Source organism: Lacihabitans lacunae (assembly GCF_042649125.1).
GTDB classification, from domain to species: domain Bacteria; phylum Bacteroidota; class Bacteroidia; order Cytophagales; family Spirosomataceae; genus Leadbetterella; species Leadbetterella lacunae.
Genome location: NZ_JBHRYQ010000001.1, coordinates 494,508 through 512,888 on the forward strand (window position 1 = coordinate 494,508; position 18,381 = coordinate 512,888).

At 36.8% G+C, this 18,381-nt stretch carries 12 protein-coding genes; 5 read left to right on the forward strand and 7 right to left on the reverse strand.

Annotated elements, in window-relative coordinates; all coding sequences use genetic code 11:
- Positions 1-277: 277 nt before the first annotated feature.
- The 5 genes from ACFOOI_RS02035 to ACFOOI_RS02055 all read right to left on the reverse strand — a co-directional run bounded on the left by ACFOOI_RS02035 (position 278) and on the right by ACFOOI_RS02055 (position 9,547).
- A complete protein-coding gene (locus tag ACFOOI_RS02035) occupies positions 278-6,223 on the reverse strand; it encodes a 3-coathanger stack domain-containing protein (protein WP_379834450.1) in 5,946 nt (1,981 codons plus the stop codon).
- Positions 6,224-6,234: 11 nt separating this feature from the next.
- On the reverse strand, positions 6,235-6,549 hold the full coding sequence (locus ACFOOI_RS02040) for a LytTR family transcriptional regulator DNA-binding domain-containing protein (RefSeq protein WP_379834453.1): 315 nt from the start codon (positions 6,547-6,549) through the stop codon (positions 6,235-6,237).
- A gap of 205 nt (positions 6,550-6,754) precedes the next feature.
- A complete protein-coding gene (locus ACFOOI_RS02045; RefSeq protein ID WP_379834456.1) occupies positions 6,755-8,410 on the reverse strand; it encodes a tetratricopeptide repeat protein in 1,656 nt (551 codons plus the stop codon).
- A 51-nt stretch (positions 8,411-8,461) separates the two neighbouring features.
- Positions 8,462-8,608 carry a hypothetical protein gene (locus ACFOOI_RS02050; protein ID WP_379834458.1) on the reverse strand — a complete coding sequence of 49 codons (147 nt, stop codon included), beginning with the start codon at positions 8,606-8,608 and terminating at the stop codon, positions 8,462-8,464.
- 180 nt (positions 8,609-8,788) lie between these two features.
- Positions 8,789-9,547: a hypothetical protein gene (locus ACFOOI_RS02055; RefSeq protein ID WP_379834461.1), complete on the reverse strand. Its 759-nt coding sequence runs from the start codon at positions 9,545-9,547 to the stop codon at positions 8,789-8,791.
- 481 nt (positions 9,548-10,028) lie between these two features.
- On the opposite strand from ACFOOI_RS02055, the gene ACFOOI_RS02060 reads away from it, so the two are divergent.
- Both ACFOOI_RS02060 and ACFOOI_RS02065 read left to right on the forward strand, forming a co-directional pair.
- Positions 10,029-10,436, forward strand: coding sequence for a hypothetical protein (locus ACFOOI_RS02060; protein ID WP_379834464.1), 408 nt, complete (start codon positions 10,029-10,031; stop codon positions 10,434-10,436).
- Between the two features lie 52 nt (positions 10,437-10,488).
- On the forward strand, positions 10,489-10,761 hold the full coding sequence (locus ACFOOI_RS02065) for a hypothetical protein (RefSeq protein WP_379834467.1): 273 nt from the start codon (positions 10,489-10,491) through the stop codon (positions 10,759-10,761).
- A gap of 36 nt (positions 10,762-10,797) precedes the next feature.
- Here ACFOOI_RS02065 and ACFOOI_RS02070 read toward each other — a convergent pair whose 3' ends face one another.
- Positions 10,798-11,382, reverse strand: a complete 585-nt coding sequence (locus ACFOOI_RS02070) for a thymidine kinase (RefSeq protein ID WP_379834470.1) — start codon at positions 11,380-11,382, stop codon at positions 10,798-10,800.
- A 98-nt stretch (positions 11,383-11,480) separates the two neighbouring features.
- Between ACFOOI_RS02070 and ACFOOI_RS02075 the strand changes: the two genes are divergently transcribed.
- Positions 11,481-12,680, forward strand: a complete 1,200-nt coding sequence (locus ACFOOI_RS02075; protein WP_379834472.1) for a hypothetical protein — start codon at positions 11,481-11,483, stop codon at positions 12,678-12,680.
- Between the two features lie 448 nt (positions 12,681-13,128).
- On the opposite strand, the gene ACFOOI_RS02080 is transcribed toward ACFOOI_RS02075, so the two are convergent.
- A complete protein-coding gene (locus tag ACFOOI_RS02080) occupies positions 13,129-15,447 on the reverse strand; it encodes a RecQ family ATP-dependent DNA helicase (protein ID WP_379834475.1) in 2,319 nt (772 codons plus the stop codon).
- A gap of 176 nt (positions 15,448-15,623) precedes the next feature.
- Between ACFOOI_RS02080 and ACFOOI_RS02085 the strand changes: the two genes are divergently transcribed.
- Together ACFOOI_RS02085 and nadB are read left to right on the forward strand one after the other, a co-directional pair.
- A complete protein-coding gene (locus ACFOOI_RS02085; protein ID WP_379834478.1) occupies positions 15,624-16,598 on the forward strand; it encodes a KpsF/GutQ family sugar-phosphate isomerase in 975 nt (324 codons plus the stop codon).
- Between the two features lie 37 nt (positions 16,599-16,635).
- Entirely contained in the window at positions 16,636-18,228 is a 1,593-nt protein-coding gene (gene nadB / locus ACFOOI_RS02090) for an L-aspartate oxidase (protein WP_379834480.1), read from the forward strand.
- The last annotated feature ends 153 nt before the right edge of the window (positions 18,229-18,381 follow it).

Sequence of the window (18,381 nt, forward strand, 5' to 3'; positions counted from 1 at the left end):
TTTAACACTATTCTAATCTGTTTTTTATATGAAGTTTATAAAGTAATAAAGGGCCAAAAAGAATTTAGCACATACTTAAAAGGGGTTATTTAATATTTTATGTGCTTCGATAATAAATTCCTTGATTATCTTAAATCCAATATATGGGCTCTTGAATCAGGCGGATGGTCTGGTTGTGGGCAAGGTGCTATCAACTTTAAGGTGAGTACAGTCTATTTTTTTACAAAAAAGAAGCCCCCAAGCGGAGACTCCTTTATATGATTTACTTAACCGTTGTCTACTTAATGCTTACTTTTTGGTAAGTTTTTTTGTTTTTAGAAATCAGCTGAATGTAATAGTCTCCTTTCTTTAGGTTTTTAGTTTCTATTTCAGCCGTATAAGTTCCCGCTTGGTAGTTGGTGTTATCTATGATTCTTAGTTTCTCTCCTGCGAAATTGTTTAAAAGTGTCAGTGTGATGTCATCTGCATTCTCAAGTTTGAATTCAAAGAAAATCTTATCTGATGTTACCGCAGCTATCACGGTGTTTTCGTACGTAATATCAGACGAGATTAAGTTGCTTTCTACTCGTGTGGCATCGCCAAATGACGCCTTTAAGAAATTACTGGCGTCAAAGTTTTGCTTATTGTGAGTTGCAATGCTATAAGCAGTTACTGCTGGAGGACATCCTTCTATTATTGCCTTAAAAATACTGCCTGCCTTTACTTCAAAACCTGGGTTTAGAGATACTGATTTTGCGGCTTTTATGGTCACATTGCTAGGAGACACTACTTGCCCGTTTGAGACCATTATGGATTTGTGGTAGGTTCCGTCTGTTATAGCAGAGCCACTTACGTTGTTGTTAGTTAATAAAAATTCGTTTCCGCCGTTTAGACAATCGTCACCGTCATCATTTAAAATCACGCCTGTTAGAGAATAACTATTGGTAATTCCATAATCACCGCCTTCGTTTACAGTAAATATGATGGTTTCGTTCCCTTCAAAAATATTATCACCGGTTGGGTCTACTTTGACTATGGCTGTTTTTTGACCTTTCAAAATGGTTACAGTTCCAAATGTACCGTAAAATTGATTGGAGGTTATTTTTCTTCCATCAAGTCTTTGGTTAGGGAAAAAAGACACCGTATAGTCATTAGATGCATCTGCACTTCCCGAAACTGAATAGTTGATTAATATGTCATTTGGTGCATTGGCAGGAAGGGTAAAGTAAAAATCTAATGTACCGTTTGCGTTTTCTACTTGAGAAATATCAGCTACTAAAATCGATGATTTGGTGTCTGTTACGTCTGTTTTACTGCTGACACCTGCTGGTCCTGTACCAAGCGAAAGGGCAGAATTTCCAGTAGCAGCGGTAGAAGTTCCTAGAATAAATTTCCAAGAATCTGTAGATGTTTTGATGTTTCCATATACATCGGGAATATTTTGCAAGGTCACTCTTACACTGTCGTTGGTAGCTCCCATTGAAGCCAATGGCACAATCATGATTTTGTTTTGGAAACAACCGATTTGAGCATTTATTGGCGTATTAGAATTTAGATTTTTAACGATAAGATTTGCTCCCGAAATATCTCCACAACCTAAGTTTTCATTGTAAGTAGCTGAAATTTGATCTCCAATTACATAATTATCGTCAGAAGGTTCGGTGTTACCAAACAAAATGGGAGCTGAACGGTCTATTACACCTGTTACTGTTTCAGAATACACCACATTAGATGCACACAAAAGTTTAATTCTAAAGCTGTATTTGCCATCTTTTAAATTGCTTGGCAATGACCAATTTACTAAAGTTCCACTTGCATCCGTAGAAAGTTGAGCGGCAGTTTTAGTGAAACCAGTTGCCCAGCTGCTTGACCCCGTCTCTGCGTATTCCATTGACACATTGGTAAGGTTTGCCACATTATAATCTTTAATAACAATCGGAATAGTATTTTGATTTATACCAAAACCATTGTTAGGAGAAAACAAAGTAACGTCGCTACATGGGCTATTAAAAAACGCATTCAGCGGTACAGATTTACTTATGTCTCCACCACAAGCATCTGATAAAACAAACCTTAGACCTGTATAAGAGAATACATTTGCTGCTCCTTTTTTTACTTTTACTATAACTTGAACGCTACCCAAAAAGGCAATAGTATAGTTTGTAGCTCCAACTACGGGACTACCACCAATAGTTACCACGGCTCCGTCGGGGTTGCTTGATTGATCAAATGTCAAAGCATAGGTTCTAGCCTCGCCACTTTGGCTAGTGTTAGAAAGTATTAGTGTAAACTCGGCTTCGCCGTTTGCTGCGATATTTGAAATCTTGTTAACGGCACAAACTAAAGTCATTTCGTCTCGTGGCTGTGTACCTTCTTCCCAAGGGCAACTTGAGGTTCCGGCTACTAACTGAAACACCGGAGTGTCATAAACGGGATCTTTTTTGATATCTATAGAGAAATAATCGCCGTTATCGCCGTCATCTAAAACATAACCTGTCGTGGTAGTTTGTGTCTGTACGCCTGTCGTGCTACTTCCTGTTTCTAGTTTAGTGTTTATCACTACGCCTCCACTTGCTCCGCTTCCGCCAATCTCAATTCCTAGTTCGGTTGCTAACTCGGCATTGATTTCCAAACCAAATTCTATTGTGCTTGATTTGGTAGAAGAAGAGGTAGTGATAGATTCTACAGGTCCTGCGGCACCGTCAAACGAAAGGTTTTTTTCAAAAGATGCACGCTTTTTATTTTGAGCATTGTTTGATATTATTTGTTCCCAAACCGAAACTTGGTTGCTATATTTGGCTTTTTCTGGAGCGGTGTTAGCAGGGTTGTCTCTAAAAGCCCTTAGTGTAGGAATAACCGTATTGATGATATGGTCTTCAGAATACACATATTCGGTAGCAAAGCCGTCTGGAGCTATGATAAAGTCAGCCTTTAATACCAAATTACATGGATCGGTATAACTCAAAATGTGCGTTTTTGAATATAATAAATTTAAAGCGGAACCGATATAAACATCGCCTTGCGAACCTACCACTTCTTCGTTATTGGCAGTTGAAAATATCTGTGAATTCGATATCGTAAGAATAGATTCATGGTCGGTGGCATTTCTTGCACCCACTCCCAAAGCTCCTTTTATACTTCCCCATATCTCGGTCTCTACAGAAACTCCAATTCCAGCTTCAAACTCAGTACCTAATTTTATTTCTGCCCAAGCATTTATTTCATCGCTCGACTCTCTAAAGAATCTGATGGCCTCTTCGCTGGTTTTGTTTGCCTCCCAAAAACTAAAACTTAGGTCACCCTGCGGATCATGTAAGATTTTAAGTGGGATTTCTGGTGAAACAGTCGTAAATGTTCCGATGTCAGACTTTAAACCCGTAACCACCACATTTTTATTTACATCAGTGGCTAATCTATCATAAACATCCGCATAGTGAATATTGAAGGTTTTATAATAAGGACAAACAATGTTTGGCAAGCCACCCATTAATTTTGTAACAATAGTACCTGTAGTATTTTTAAATTCAAATTCTTCGTTTGCGTCATCCTTTTGAATATTACTTGCCAAGTAAATGATACTGTCTTTTGCTGGACACGTTTTGGCTACACCTTGCCAAACCTTTATGGTAAACTCAGTATAGTCATTTTGTGTCATTAAAGAGTAAGGTTGACTAGGTTTAAGAGGGTCACATACATTAGCAGTAAGCGAACAAACGGGTAATAATCCCAAAACCTCTAAAACAGGTGGGCGAGGGTAAACGAAGTTTAAAACTTTATCGGCTTCGTCTATATCTCTTATAAGTGAGTCTTGAAGTAAAATAACGTCATTCATAAAATCTTTGACAGTTATTTCATTAAGGTCGCTTCCAGATCCACTTTTTGTAAAACTACCAATACTTGCTCTATAGCGTCCAGCAGGTAAGGTGATGCTATAAGCACCGCCTACGCCAGTATTTACAGATTTAGTAAAGCATGCAGTAGGGGTTACACCTTCTACCTCTGGTAATATTTGACTAAAGACAATATTGGCTGACCCAATAAATTCATTGCAGCCGGCCGTAAAGGTTCCAGATATAGCATGCGTAGTGTTATCTACAAACTTTACGTTTTCTATGGATGGTTGGTCGCCAACGGGCAAAACTATCTGAGCAGGTGCAAAGGTGTGGTTTTTATATCTGGGCTTAATGGTGTAGTTTCTTTGCTCATCCATTGAGAGTTCGTAAACTCCATTTGCTTCGGTGTTATTTGCCAAGTAATTATTATCTATCAATAACTCCACATTAGCAATTGGGCATTCTACGGGGGTAGTAATGTCTCCACCTAAACAGTCCTCGCATTTTTGGGTTATGGTACCCGATACGCTAAAAACTGTTTTGTCTATAAAGTTAGCGTCAGCTGGTGTAGTTATTAGTTGCGTTACCGTTTTATTTAGTGAGGCAGGGTCAAAAATATGGGTATTTTTGGAAGGTGTCAATGTAAAACTTGCACTTGCACCTGAAGCCGCTGTGGTCTCTCCATAGTATACACCACCAATGGCATACGTTCCGTCAGATTCCGTTAAAACTGTATACGTTTTGTCTACTTCTCCACCTGGCAAACTTGTGTTTCTTTTGGCGGAAATGGTAACACCGCTTACGCCACCTCCTGTTTTGCTCGATACCTTTCCTTTCAGAACACCATTTGGGTTTATAACTGAAACTTGCATTGGAGTTGTATATGCCACACCTGCACAGCTGTTTACTACTTTACGTCTAAACTGGGTAGATTGTGAAATTATGGCAGGCAGTGTATACGATTGTGAATTACTACTATTATCAGCGGACACCCAGCCATTGCTGTTTACATTTTTTTCCCAAGATATCACTTGGTTAGGAGACGCACTTGCGTTTGTAACGCCACTTGTAATTGTTCCATTTAATATTTCATGGGGAAAAGGAACAGTTTTATCAGCTGAAAGTGTCCCTGCATTTATAGTAACATTGTATTTGTCAAATATTACTTGATTAGACCATACACTTGTGCCGCAGTCATTGGCTACCCTTGCTATCCAACATATTTCGGCATTTTCTATTGTTCCAAGATTTGTGGCTGATGCACCAGACCCAGCTGCAGTATAATGAACCCATCCTTGAGCAACACCATTTATACTTAACTGCTTATACCATTTATAGGTAGGAGCACTTACAGTGCTTGATGCACTCGTAACATTTGATATGGCTGGAATCGCGGCTGAGGGGCATAAAAAAATAGAAGTACCACCAGTGACTAGTTGTATTGATCCCGCTGTAACAGATATATCACTACTTGTTACAGTTAATTGAAATTTTCCGAGACGAGTGGCGGTATAACCATCTACCACAATATAATAAGTGCCAGGACAAAGGTCTTTTGTTAACAAGGAGGTATTATTTTGTCCTCCATCATCATTATAAGCGATTACGGTACTAGATGCATTTAATAAATACAAATAGCTGTCCACCATGCCTGTGTTAGTAGTGGAATTATCAGTAGAAACGGTTACCCTTTTTGTTTTTCCAGTGGGAACCACAAATTTGTAGGTTACATCGTTTCCCGGTCTAAAGTTAGTACTCCATTCGTTTGAGTAACCAAGCGAAGCATGTGCACTTGTAGGAGCATTTGCGTTCGTGTTTGTATGCGACTTTGTGCCTGTAGTCAAGGTTCCGAAATCTAGAGGCGAGGCTCTAGTTCCGTTTGTGTATCGCCAAGTACTTCTAAATCTTTCAATAGAGTTGTTATTCAAAGACCTGTCTGGGTGATCAAACCATTCTGATTGATTTTTATCACTTCCTGTAGCATATCGACTCCCCCATACATCTGAAACTCTATCATCGTCACTATCATATGCACAACTATTTCCGCCATCATCTTCCCAACTTCTAAAGCTAAAGTTAAAATATCCGTTGATACTACCATTAAGTAGTCCCATCCTTTGATTGATAGTAAACCACCTATTGGCGTCTGTAGCATCCACAGCACAAGAACCGCCTGCTCCACCTAGGTTTACTGCTGCGGAATAGTTATTATTAAGTACGGCAACGCCCGTATGGGTTTGTTCACCAACTGTAGTTGGGTCTGTTTCAATTTTACCATACGCTTGGTAATGATTTACCTCAATAGTATAATTGGAGCCATTTGTTACGTGCGTCAGGTCTTGAGCTTTTAAACTGAAATTTCCTAAAAAAAACAGGCTAAAAAATACTTTCAAAAATAAAATTCTTTTCATAATGGTTTATTTTAAAGGTTAAAAAGAGTAGGGTACAAGTCTGTAAGAAGTGTTTTTCTTCTACGGGGAATGGTGAGCGAGGAGTCGTTTTTAAGGTATATCTGTCCTTCTTTTGAAATCCAAGAAATGAATCGCCTGTTCACCAAGTTTGAACGATTTACCCGAATGAAGTTTTTGGTATCAAATAATAGTTCAAATACATTCAGACTATAGCCAGACATTTTTGTCTGACCGTTAGTTAGCCTAATAATCGTATAGTTTGAATCAGCTGTTAAGATCTGAATACTTTCGGGTGGAGTTTCCTCTAAGATTTTTGGGTTTTTCATAGCTATAGCGTTTTATTTTTTCTACAGCTGCAAGGTGTTTACTTATTACTAAGAAACTAAATTTGGAGGGTGGACAAAAAGTGGACAGATTTGAAAAGTGGCCTTAAAAGGCCAGGAAAGGCATTTTTGTCTTCAAATAATAAGTATACATCCTTATTAAAAGGTATTAAATGGAATATTTTTACTTGAATTATTAAAGAGAGAATTAACTATGGGAGATCAAAAAGGCCTGAATGTCTTCATCAGAGGGAAGTAAAAGTTTTTTACGAAGGCGATATCTCGCTTTTTTTATTCCGTCAGGTGATATGTTTAAAATATCCGCAATGTCTTTTGAAGAGATGTTCATTTTAAGTAGCGAAATTAGACGAATTTCACTTTTTGAGAAACTCCCATAGTTAGCCACTAAACTTTCCAAAAAACTAGCATGTAATATCGCAAACTCGGCTGAAAATTGCTCCCATTGTTTTTCGTCAGTGTGGTCCCTGTGTATCAGGTTTGAAATTTTTGTACTGGTTTTGTTAAGGGAGCCGTCTACATTTGTTTTTAGGTTTTCTACTTCGGTTTCTATTCTATTCAAAAACTCATTTTTTCTAGCTAATTGTAAAACCTTGGTGGTTATCTCTTTTTGCTTCAGTTCTAGTTCTAGTTCGTTGTTTTTTAGTTTTTCTGCCTGAAGTAAGCGTTCTTCTTTTCTTTTACGATTAATATTCCAATATACCAAGGCTCCCGTAGCTGATAATATTAATATTCCAAAAATCAAAAAGAGCCTTTGGAGTTTATTAAGCTCCGCGTCTTTGTTTAAAATTTTTATTTCATCAATTTTCTTTTGAGTTTCAAACTTGGAGTTCATTTGAGCTATTATACTCGTCTTTTCTATCGAAAAAAGGCTATCCTCTAAGTTTCTCACAAAATTAAAATTTTCAAAAGCTTCTTTATAGAGTCCGGCACCTTTCTGGGCAGTATATAAAGCCGAATATGCATTTATTTGACGGTGTGTGTTTTTTACTTCATTGGCTATTTGGGTAGCTTTTTTGGCAAAAATAATTGCAGTCTCAAATTCATTTTTTGCTGAATAATTATAAGAAATATTTCGGTAGGCATGTTCTTGACTGTTTTTGATATTATTTTTTTGATAGATTGAAATAGCTTCATGTAATAAAGCGATAGCACCGTCGTAGTTTTGGTCAGCCTCTCTGTATATCTGCGAAAGGTTTGCTTTTAAGATCCCCATCGAATAGCTTTTGTTTTTATTTTCATTTCCAAGTGCTATTCCTTTCAAATAGCTCACGCGAGCTTTTTCTAATTCTTTGAGGTCACGATATATGATTCCAATGTTTGAATATACCCTCAGTAAGCCTTCGATATTGTTTGCCAATTGATAATATCCCAATGCTTTTTGTTCATACTGGAGCCCTATTCTCAAAAAATCCTTTACTTTTCGGTTGTCCCCTCCGTTTATTTTATAGTTTAGGCCAAGGGTATTATATGCTTGTGCTAAGCCAAGGGTATCTTTAAGCTTTTCATATATTAATATTGCCTTTTCGCTGGCCGCCATGCTGCCTTCAAAGTCGCTTCTGTTTTGTAAATAGTTTGCTTCTGTATTATAGGTTTCGGCTATAACTTTTGGGCTTTTTACCTTTTGAATGAGTTTTTTGCTCATTTCGAGATATTTGTTTGCAGAGTCAGGTTGCAGTCTATTGTATTTTTGAGAGAGAGCTAAATAAATGCTAACTGTTTCTTCAATACTAGATTTAGGCTTTAAAAGCTTTTTTTTGAGTGCTGTTATTTCCGAATCGCTTTGGGCTAAACTACAAATTGAAAAAGTCAAAAAGCAGCCTATTATAAATAGTCTTTTAGTCATTTTTTAGGGAGGGAGTACCTTCAAATTAGTTTAATAATATGTAATTCCCTATTATTTACGTTCTATTTTCTTCTGGAATTTCTCAAAATGGGTGTTTATCTCTGATTTAAGATTTTCGAATTCAGCACAGATATTTTTTCGAAGCTTTTTGTCTTGCTTCAGTTTTTCTATTTTGTCTCTCAAATCATTTTTTTCCATTCTTCACTTTTGCTTTCCACTTCACAATAATAGATTTTGTATTTGGACTTTTAAATAAATTAAGGTGGACAAAAAGTGGACATTCAAATAAATGAGTTACAGATGCCTATTTTTTGGTAAAAAAATAGGCGGACAAAAAAAATGTCCGCCTATCATGCTTACTCCCTTTATCTCGCTTTCTTATTCACGATGTCTTCTGTTATTTTCTTCTCTATCTCTTGGCCCTCTGTGGTGGCCTTTTTTAACTTTAAAGTCAAATACCCCCAGTTTTATGCCTGAATTTACACTAAAACCGCTAAGCTGACTTGCACTTAAGGTTGAGGTTTGGTTGTCGCCGTGGCCTTCGCCCATAGCAAACCTATAGTTGGCACCTACAAACACTTTTCCATATTTAAACAAGTTAAGCTCTGTCTGTAAGCCTGGCTGAATCAACATATATGCATTTTGATTATAATCCCCTCTTTGATTGTTATTGAAGCCAACTTGTTGATTATGGTTAAAATTGCGGCCGCCTTGTATGTTTCTTGGGTCAAAGCCAAAGTTTTGGTTTCTTTGGTCCATAGAACGGTCAAAACTGCTAGCCATACCCAGCACCAACGGAAACGAGACGTGCAATAACCTATTTGGCATTACGGTATATTCTAATTTTAAACCACCAAAAACTGCATTTGAGTTGTTGCCATCGTGTCCCATAACTCCGTAGGTTGTTACTCCTGCAGACCACCGCTTATTCAATATCGCCATAGCAGACACGCCCGGCATTGGCCTAAACTCTCCGTTTATTTGCCCTGCACCCATTTCTGGAGCAATGTATATACCCACGGTTTTTACTTTCTTCATAGGTTTCCAGTTATCAAATAAAGTCTTGGTTTCTTGTGCTTTTGTAACGGCTCCTGTTAGTAGCAATCCAAAAACCATCGCATAGGTCTTAATATTCATTGTACTTGTTTTGGTTAATACTATATAATACTCGCTTTTAGCACCAAACGTTGCCTACAGTTTATATTTTTCACCAAAAGGTAATAATGCGATATTTATTAGACATTGATTACTAGACGAATAGTATAATTTTAATAATAACTATAACTCATTGAAGGAAGATTTAGCTATATCATGCTTTTAGCATAAAAGGAGGATATTTATTAAAACAAAATTAAATTTTGAAAATATTTATAGAAAAGGTAAAATATTTTTTTCTGAAGAACTTCTTCACTCTTAAACAGACTTTTGTTTGTTTTTATATTTTTTTTATTAAAGGAGTACTTTTTTGAGGTTTAATTTCAGAAAAATAACATTTTTTAACCTAAAAATCATAAAAAACGAACTTGAGATGCTCCAAGTGGGTATTTTGTGGTTTAAAAAAACTTGTATTGCTTTGTTGCATCAACAATAAGAGAACAACAAAAAACGAACTAAAAATATGAACTCAGCAGAACACATAGGAGGCAACTTATATTTAAATACAAACGAAGTAGAAGTAGTAGACTTCTTAATAGATAATAATCTTTTCCCTAAAAACTTAGGAGAGACATTCATAGCTACAAATTTTACGGGCATGGATTTCAACTTGGTTTTTTATAACAACCAAGACGAAGAGCAACGTTTCATGCACTTTAGATTTTATGATTTCGCATCAAACGTAGACACTTTCCAGTACTTGGTGTCGATGTTTAAGTTTTTGGCAGAAAAAAACTACGCACTCTACACTCCTGTGCAGCGTAAACTTGAGCAAATGATATACATGTTGCCAACTTACAAGGCTTTGTTTAAATATAAGCAAAACGAAAATTCAGACGAATATCAGTCAGAAGACAGCAGCTTGTACTGAGCAAGTCCAATTTTAAACACAAATATTTTTTAAAAATTAAAACAACAAAATCATGAAAATTTTATTATCGTCGATTTTTGCCCTAGGAATGATAGGAGAGGTCGAAGTTGAGGATAAAAATCCTTTAAAAAACAACAGGAACTATAAGGTTTCATTAAGTAAAAGAAATCCAAGCGGATCTGGCAGTGGTTTTTTCAAAACAAAAACCACGAAAGCGAGAAACTATAAAATGCCGCAAACAAAAACTGAAAGTAACACTTTACAAACATCAACAAACGTTAAAAGTGCTGCGGAATCATTAAAAGATAGAAATTATAAAAATTAATATTCTCGTTAGTATTTCTTTTATTAAAGCAAGTTCCTAGGAACTTGCTTTTTCATAAAAACACTTCCTACACAAAGCCTCGTAAATATCAGTTTCACCCAGCATCACCAATTTGTCATTTTCTACTTTTCTATGTGAAAAATGTGCGATATCGCCACAGTCAACACATATAGCATGTACTTTGGTTAAATATTCTGAGATTGCCATCAGATGAGGCATTGCCCCAAATGGCTTACCGTTTGAGTCCATATCAAGGCCTGCTACTATCACACGTTTTCCGCTATTAGCAAGCTTGTTACAAACATCTACTATTCCCATGTCAAAAAACTGAGCCTCGTCTATTCCTACTACATCACTAGCACCTGTATATAGCAATATCTCTTCTGATGTATTTACCGGCGTAGAGCGAATCACATTTTGATTGTGAGACACGATGTCGTTTTCATCATAGCGGGTATCTATTTGTGGTTTAAAAATCTCAACATTTAGTTTAGCTATCTTTGCTCGCTTTAGTCTTCTTATTAACTCTTCAGTTTTTCCTGAGAACATCGAACCAGAAATTACTTCTATCCAACCATTTTTTGTATCTTTTCCTTTCTGTCTTTTTGGTTCAATGAACATTTTTTAAATATTTTTACGTTAGTTACTTAAATGGCAAAAAAGTTGCATAGGGTTAGAGGTATTAGCCAATTAAAATACAAAAATAAAAGAATATTCTAATGAGTTACAGCGGAAGCGTTTCAGATTTTCAAAATAATGCAAATGATTTTGCGGAGGTCATCTGCAAAGAGTTTTTTATATCGAAAGAGGCCATCTCTGGAGCGGAGATTATTAACCTTACGGAAGTAAAGCAATTAAACCTTTTTATTCTTCGTGAACTATACGCCGAATGGCAAAAAGAAACAGATAAACTTAAAAGTCCATTTTTTGATTATAATGAACCCGAGGCAAAAAAAGCATTAGAGGATTTTATGAATGTACTTTCTCGTTATATTTTAGTTAAAAAAGACGATTTCAAGCCAATATTGCAAAAGGCAACCAAATCTACTTTAGAGTTGTATAACGACCCCAAAACTTTTTTTAATGAGCAGCTACGTGCTTTGCCTAATTTTAAGTTAGATCAAAGTTGGTTGAGCAAAAACGGAAAGTTTTTTAAAGACTACAGTTGGGTGTTAATCGAACTGTCAAATAGATTAAATGGAACTACTTTTGTGTATGTTAATGAAGCCATAGACTGGATAAACGATCTTCTGACGTCTGACAAAAAAGAAGATTTTTCTAAAAATATTAAAGATATCATGGAAATAGTTGCCTTAAATGGCAATCAGGTAGAGGAAAAAGGCAAATCATTTTTTGATTCAATAAATACACATGCCGAAAATGAGCCTCAGCCAAAAATAGAGAGAAATCTTGCCTTTGTAGCTCCCAAATTAGAGGAGGTAGTAGTTGATCCGATAGTAGAAGAAATTAAACCCGAGCCTGTTAAGTTGGTCTCGGAAGATGTTTTTGTGGAAGAGAAAAAAGATCAAATTGCATTTGCAGAGACTATCACAGAATCAATAAAAGTGGAGGTGGCAGAACCTAAAGTAGAAAACAAATTTTTGAATGAAACGCTTAACGATGTTCACAATCGTAAAAATGGAGAGACAACCTCGCTTTCAGACTTTCATGCGAAACGCAAAATAGAGTCAATCAAAGGGAATATTTCACTTAATCAGCGATTCTTATTTATAAACAATCTTTTTGGTTCTAAAAGCTCAGAGTTTGACCAGGCCATTGAAGAACTAGAAACTTGTCAAACATTTGGAGAAGCTAAAGATCAAATGATTAAGAAATATATGAGTCAATATAAGTGGGATTTGAAAAGCCCTGAGTCAGAAGAATTCTTTGATTTGCTCAAGAGAAGATATAATAATTAATTTAGTATAAGTGTAAGATTTTCAGAGTGTTGTGCTCAGGGTTTTATTCAAAAACCTGAAATTTATTTAATTCAAAGATAAAAAAAATATACTGTCAAACGGGTAAAAAAATAGAAAATAAATCTTTACATCGCCCTGCACTGTTTGAGCACTGTTAAAATTCTTTTGGGAGATATATTTTATTAGAACATTAATAACAAGAATTTTAATTGTGCGAGTTTGCAGGGTACAGTTTTTTTGCTCCGTTTTTTTTCGAAAAAAAATGGAGGCCCCGCTGGCAGGCGACCCAGTTAATGAAATGGGGGTGTTTTTCAAAATGTTTAAAAAAATGGCCTCAATGATAGGTTTAAGCTATGTTTTCTTTAAAAATAAAAGTTAACCGTTTGACAGTAAAAAAAATAGTCGACTTCTATGAAGTCGACTATTTTCAGTTAAGGCCTTTTTATTGTTAGTTGGCCATCTCCGATATAAACTTGATCCGCATCAATCGAAGCTCCTCTTCGGTTACTTCATCATCATAATCTTCAAATTCTACTAAAGCGGCCTTAATATCGTCAGATGACGATGTCATAAAGTACTCATAGATATCTTTTTGTTTTTCTTTATCTATTACCTGATTTATATAATAATCTAAGTTTAGTTTTGTTCCCGAAAAACAGATGCTTTCTATCTCAGAAATAATCTCGTCAGCTGCCATTTCTTTGGCTTCTGCTATTTCTTCTAAATCAATCTTTCGGTCAATCTGCTGAATAATGAAAATCTTCTTCTTAGACTTGTTTACGGTAGTTTTTACCATTAAGTCAGCAGAAGTTTCTATATCATTATCGTCGATGTATTTATTGATTAAAGTCAAAAACGGCTTGCCAAACTTCACTACTTTACCCATTCCTACACCATTTACCTGCGATAGTTCAAGTTCAGTAGTAGGGTAGGTGGTGGCCATTTCTTCCAAAGATGGATCTTGGAATACCACATAAGGCGGTACATTTTTCTCTTTGGCTATTTTTTTACGTAGAGCCTTTAGTAATTCTAACAAGGCTTGGTCAGAAGCACCGCCGCTGCTTGTAGGTCCGCTACTTTGTTGCAGTTCGTCTTCGCCACTACCTTCGGTTTCGTTTAGGTCGTGGTCTTCTTGGAAGGTGATCGTGTAAGGGTCTTGTAAAAACTTCTCTGCTTTTTCAGTAAGTTTTACAATTCCGTAGCTTTCTATGTCTTTTTTCAGATATCCAAATACAAGAAGCTGTCTGATGATAGAAACCCACTTATCTGCGGCAGTGATTTTACCATCGGCATTTATATCTGCTTTAGGTTTTTTGTTTACTACAATCGCATCTTCGTCTTCCTCTTCCTCTTCTTCAAACTTATCTGATAAGTTGAAGTATTTCAGCCCTTTACCAAACGAATCCAATTTGTCGTGGCCATAGCTTACTATTGCCGGGTTGTCTTTGGTGTTGGCTGTTAAAATATCTGCTATATGATTTGCTGAGAATCGTTGTTCTGTTTTTTTGATGGTATCTAAAACCAAAACAACCTCTTCTTCTCCTTTAAATGTCTTGGTAGGTTTATTGCAGTTATCACAGAAACCGCAATTTTTTTCCATTTGCTCACCAAAATAGCTCAACAATTGACGTCTTCTACATACACCCAAAGACGAATAAGCCACCATTTCCATTAGTAATGCTTTGGCGTTATCTCTCTCGGTTACGTTTTTGTCTTTGTTAAACTTCTCAAGTTTTGTGATGTCGTCCAATGCATAAAACATCAAACATGAGCCATCAAGTCCGTCTCTTCCACCTCTACCAGTTTCTTGGTAGTAACCTTCAAGCGACTTTGGAGCATCATAATGCACCACAAACCTAACATCGGGTTTGTCGATACCCATACCAAAAGCTATGGTAGCTACCACAATGTCGCAATCTTCTTTTAAAAATGCATCTTGGTTTTTCATTCTCACGTCTGAATCCAAACCTGCATGGTAAGGCAATGCCTTAAATCCATTAACAACCAAAAGCTCGGCTATTTCCTCCACTTTTTTACGGCTCAAACAATACACTATTCCTGACTTGCCTTTGTGTTGGGTCAAAAACTTGATTAATTGCTTTTTGGCGTTTTGTTTCGGACGAACTTCGTAATAAAGGTTAGTTCTGTTAAACGAAGTCTTGAAAATATGTGAATCGTCCATATTTAGACTTTTCTGAATATCTATCTGCACCTTTGGAGTGGCAGTGGCCGTTAAGGCAATAATAGGAAGATCAGGATTGATATTCTCTATTATTTCTTTGATTTTACGATATTCAGGCCTAAAATCGTGCCCCCATTCTGATATACAGTGAGCTTCGTCTACAGCTACAAAACTAAGGGTTGCTTTTTTTAGGAAAACAAGATTGTCTTCTTTGGTAAGCGACTCAGGAGCTATATATAACAATTTGCAGTTTCCTGCTATCACGTCATTTTTGACGCGATTCATTTCAGACTTATTTAGGGTAGAATTAAGAAATTGGGCATTTATTCCAAATGCTTTCAATTGGTCTACCTGGTTTTTCATTAGGGCTATCAAAGGTGATATCACGATTGCAGTTCCTTCTAATACTGTGGCCGGTAATTGATAACACAATGACTTACCTGCACCTGTTGGCATAATCACAAAAGTATTCTTTCCTGAAACAATACTTTTGATAATCTTTTCTTGCTCTCCCCTAAAATTGTCAAACCCAAAAATCTCTTTTAGGTTCTTTTTTAATTCGAAATCTATTGATTCATCAATCATAGCTAAATCACGTATTGGCGTTAAAAAAAAGCACGTTCAATAAAAACGTGGTGAATTAATTCTATAGCCAATATACAAATTTTGTTTTGTTGTACTTAAATTATCCTAAAAAAAAATCTTTAGTAAAATGGGCGTAAAGGCTTATCTTTGCGTAAAAAAAACACCCCTTTTTTACAGTGCGGACGAAATTAGATAAAAATATTATTGATATAGCCAAAAAAGTCTTAGTTGATGAGACTGAGGCTATTAAATCTTTGATAAATACAATTGACGATAAATTTGAGGCCATTATCCACGAAATATTGGCCTGTAGAGGCAAGGTTGTGATCACAGGAATAGGTAAAAGTGCCATTATTGCTCAAAAAATAGTTGCAACTTTTAACTCCACAGGCCAAAAGGCCGTGTTTATGCATGCCACCGATGCCCTTCATGGCGACCTCGGTATCATAGACGATCAAGACATCATCATGTTTCTTTCAAAAAGTGGCGACACACCCGAAATCAAGGTAGTGCTACCTATGATCAAACGCTTGGGAACCAAAATAATAGCATTGGTTTCTAACCTAGAGTCTTATTTGGCTATCAATAGCGACTTCGTTTTAAATGCCCATGTAGACAAAGAAGCCTGCCTACTTAATCTAGCTCCTACTACTTCCACCACTGCAGCATTGGCTTTGGGCGATGCAGTAGCGGTTTGTTTACTTGAAGCAAGGGAGTTCACCAAAAAAGACTTCGCCAAATATCACCCGGGCGGAAGTTTGGGTAAAAAATTATATTTAAAAGTAGCAGACATTTATCCAAATAATGCCTGCCCAGTCGTTAAAGACTCGGCGAGTATACAAGAGGTGATTTTGGAAATGACAACCAAGCGACTTGGGGCCACGGCTGTTGTAAATGCCACAAATGAGTTGATTGGAATAGTAACAGACGGTGACCTAAGAAGGATGCTGACTTCAAGCAGTGACTTTACGAGTTTGACCGCCGAAACTATTATGTCTAGAAATCCAAAATCTATCGCTCCTGATGAATATGCCGTAAATGCACTCTTACATATGCAAGAGTTAAGTATATCTCAGCTAATTGTTGCCGAAAATGGGAAAGTGTTTGGATTTGTTCATTTGCATGACTTACTTAGAGAGGGTTTAGTGTAGTTTTTTTAGAGAGAATTAAGAATATTATAATATAGAAATGAGAGAAGCAGATTTTTTGGTGATAGGTTCGGGCATCGCGGGTTTAAGTTTCGCACTTAAAGCAGCAGAAAAAGGCAAAGTGCTTATACTAACTAAAGTTAACGCCGACGAAACCAACACCAAGTATGCTCAGGGCGGTATTGCGGGAGTTTTTGACCCTGAAACCGATAGTTTCGAAAAACATATTTCTGACACCATGATAGCCGGAGACGGCCTGTGCGACAAAGAAATAGTAGAGATAGTAGTTAAAGAAGGCCCTGCTCGAATTCAAGAATTGATAGATTACGGTACCAATTTTGATAAAGAAGATTCAGGCGAATATAACCTCACTCGTGAGGGAGGGCACTCAGCCAAACGTATATTACATTATAAGGACATAACAGGTTGGGAAATTGAGCGAGCCTTGCTTGAGCAGGTACATGCCAATCCTAACATTGAAATATTGACGCATTATTTTGCAATAGAAATAATTACACAGCACCATTTGGGTAAAAACGTGGATCCTGCTGAGCAACCTGTAGAATGTTACGGTATTTATGCCTTAAATATCAATTCTGGTCAAGTGGAAACTATTCTTTCTAAACTGACCTTGATGGCCACAGGAGGAGCAGGGCATATTTATGCAGCCACTACCAATCCGGTTATCGCCACCGGAGACGGCATCGCGATGGTTTATCGTGCCAAAGGCAAAATTAGAGATATGGAAATGATGCAGTTTCACCCTACCTCTCTATATAACCCAGGTTCTTTTCCTAGTTTTTTGATTACCGAAGCCGTTAGAGGCGAAGGCGGTGTGTTAAGAAACAAGTCAGGCAAAGAGTTTATGTACGATTACGACGAACGCGGCTCTTTGGCTCCAAGAGACATAGTGGCCCGCTCCATAGATGCTGAAATGAAAAAGACCGGGGAGGAGTTTGTTTACTTAGACATTACCCACAAACCCAAAGAATTGATATTGGAGCATTTCCCTAATATTTATGAAAAGTGCTTAACCGTAGGTTTAGATATCACAAAAGACCAAATACCTGTGACTCCTGCGGCACATTACCTGTGTGGCGGTGTTTTGGTAGATGCGTATGGACGTACTTCCATAAGTAATTTATTTGCATGTGGCGAGTGTTCATCTACGGGTTTACATGGAGCTAACCGTTTGGCTTCTAATTCTTTGCTGGAGGCAGCTGTTTTCGGAAATCGTATTTCACAAATCGCTTTAGAGGCTATTTCAGATGTGCATTTTAAAGACGATGTGCCAAGTTGGAATGAGTTTGGTGCTGTACAATCAAACGAAGAGGTTTTGGTAACCCACAATACCCGTGAGCTGCAACGCATGATGTCAGATTATGTAGGTATCGTTAGGTCTGACTTTAGGCTTGAAAGAGCAGAAACTAGGCTAAATATGCTTAAAGAAGAAACAGAAGCTTTTTACAGAAAAACTAAAATTTCGGTAAAACTTTGTGAGCTTAGAAATCTAATCCTTTGTGCCGAAATGGTTATCAAATGTGCCAAAATGAGGAAAGAATCGCGAGGCCTACATTTTACAACTGATTACCCGTATAAGCTAGGTGGTGATCCCCAAAACTCAGTGATTTAGGAATAAATAATTTAAAAAGTTTTAAACAATTACACTATTTTGAGCGTATTAAGCCTTAATGCCTTGATATAAAGACCGTTTAATAGTTTTTTAACATTAAAACTTTCATTTTAAATCTTTATTTACGATTTTTGAAAACTTTATCACCCCAGA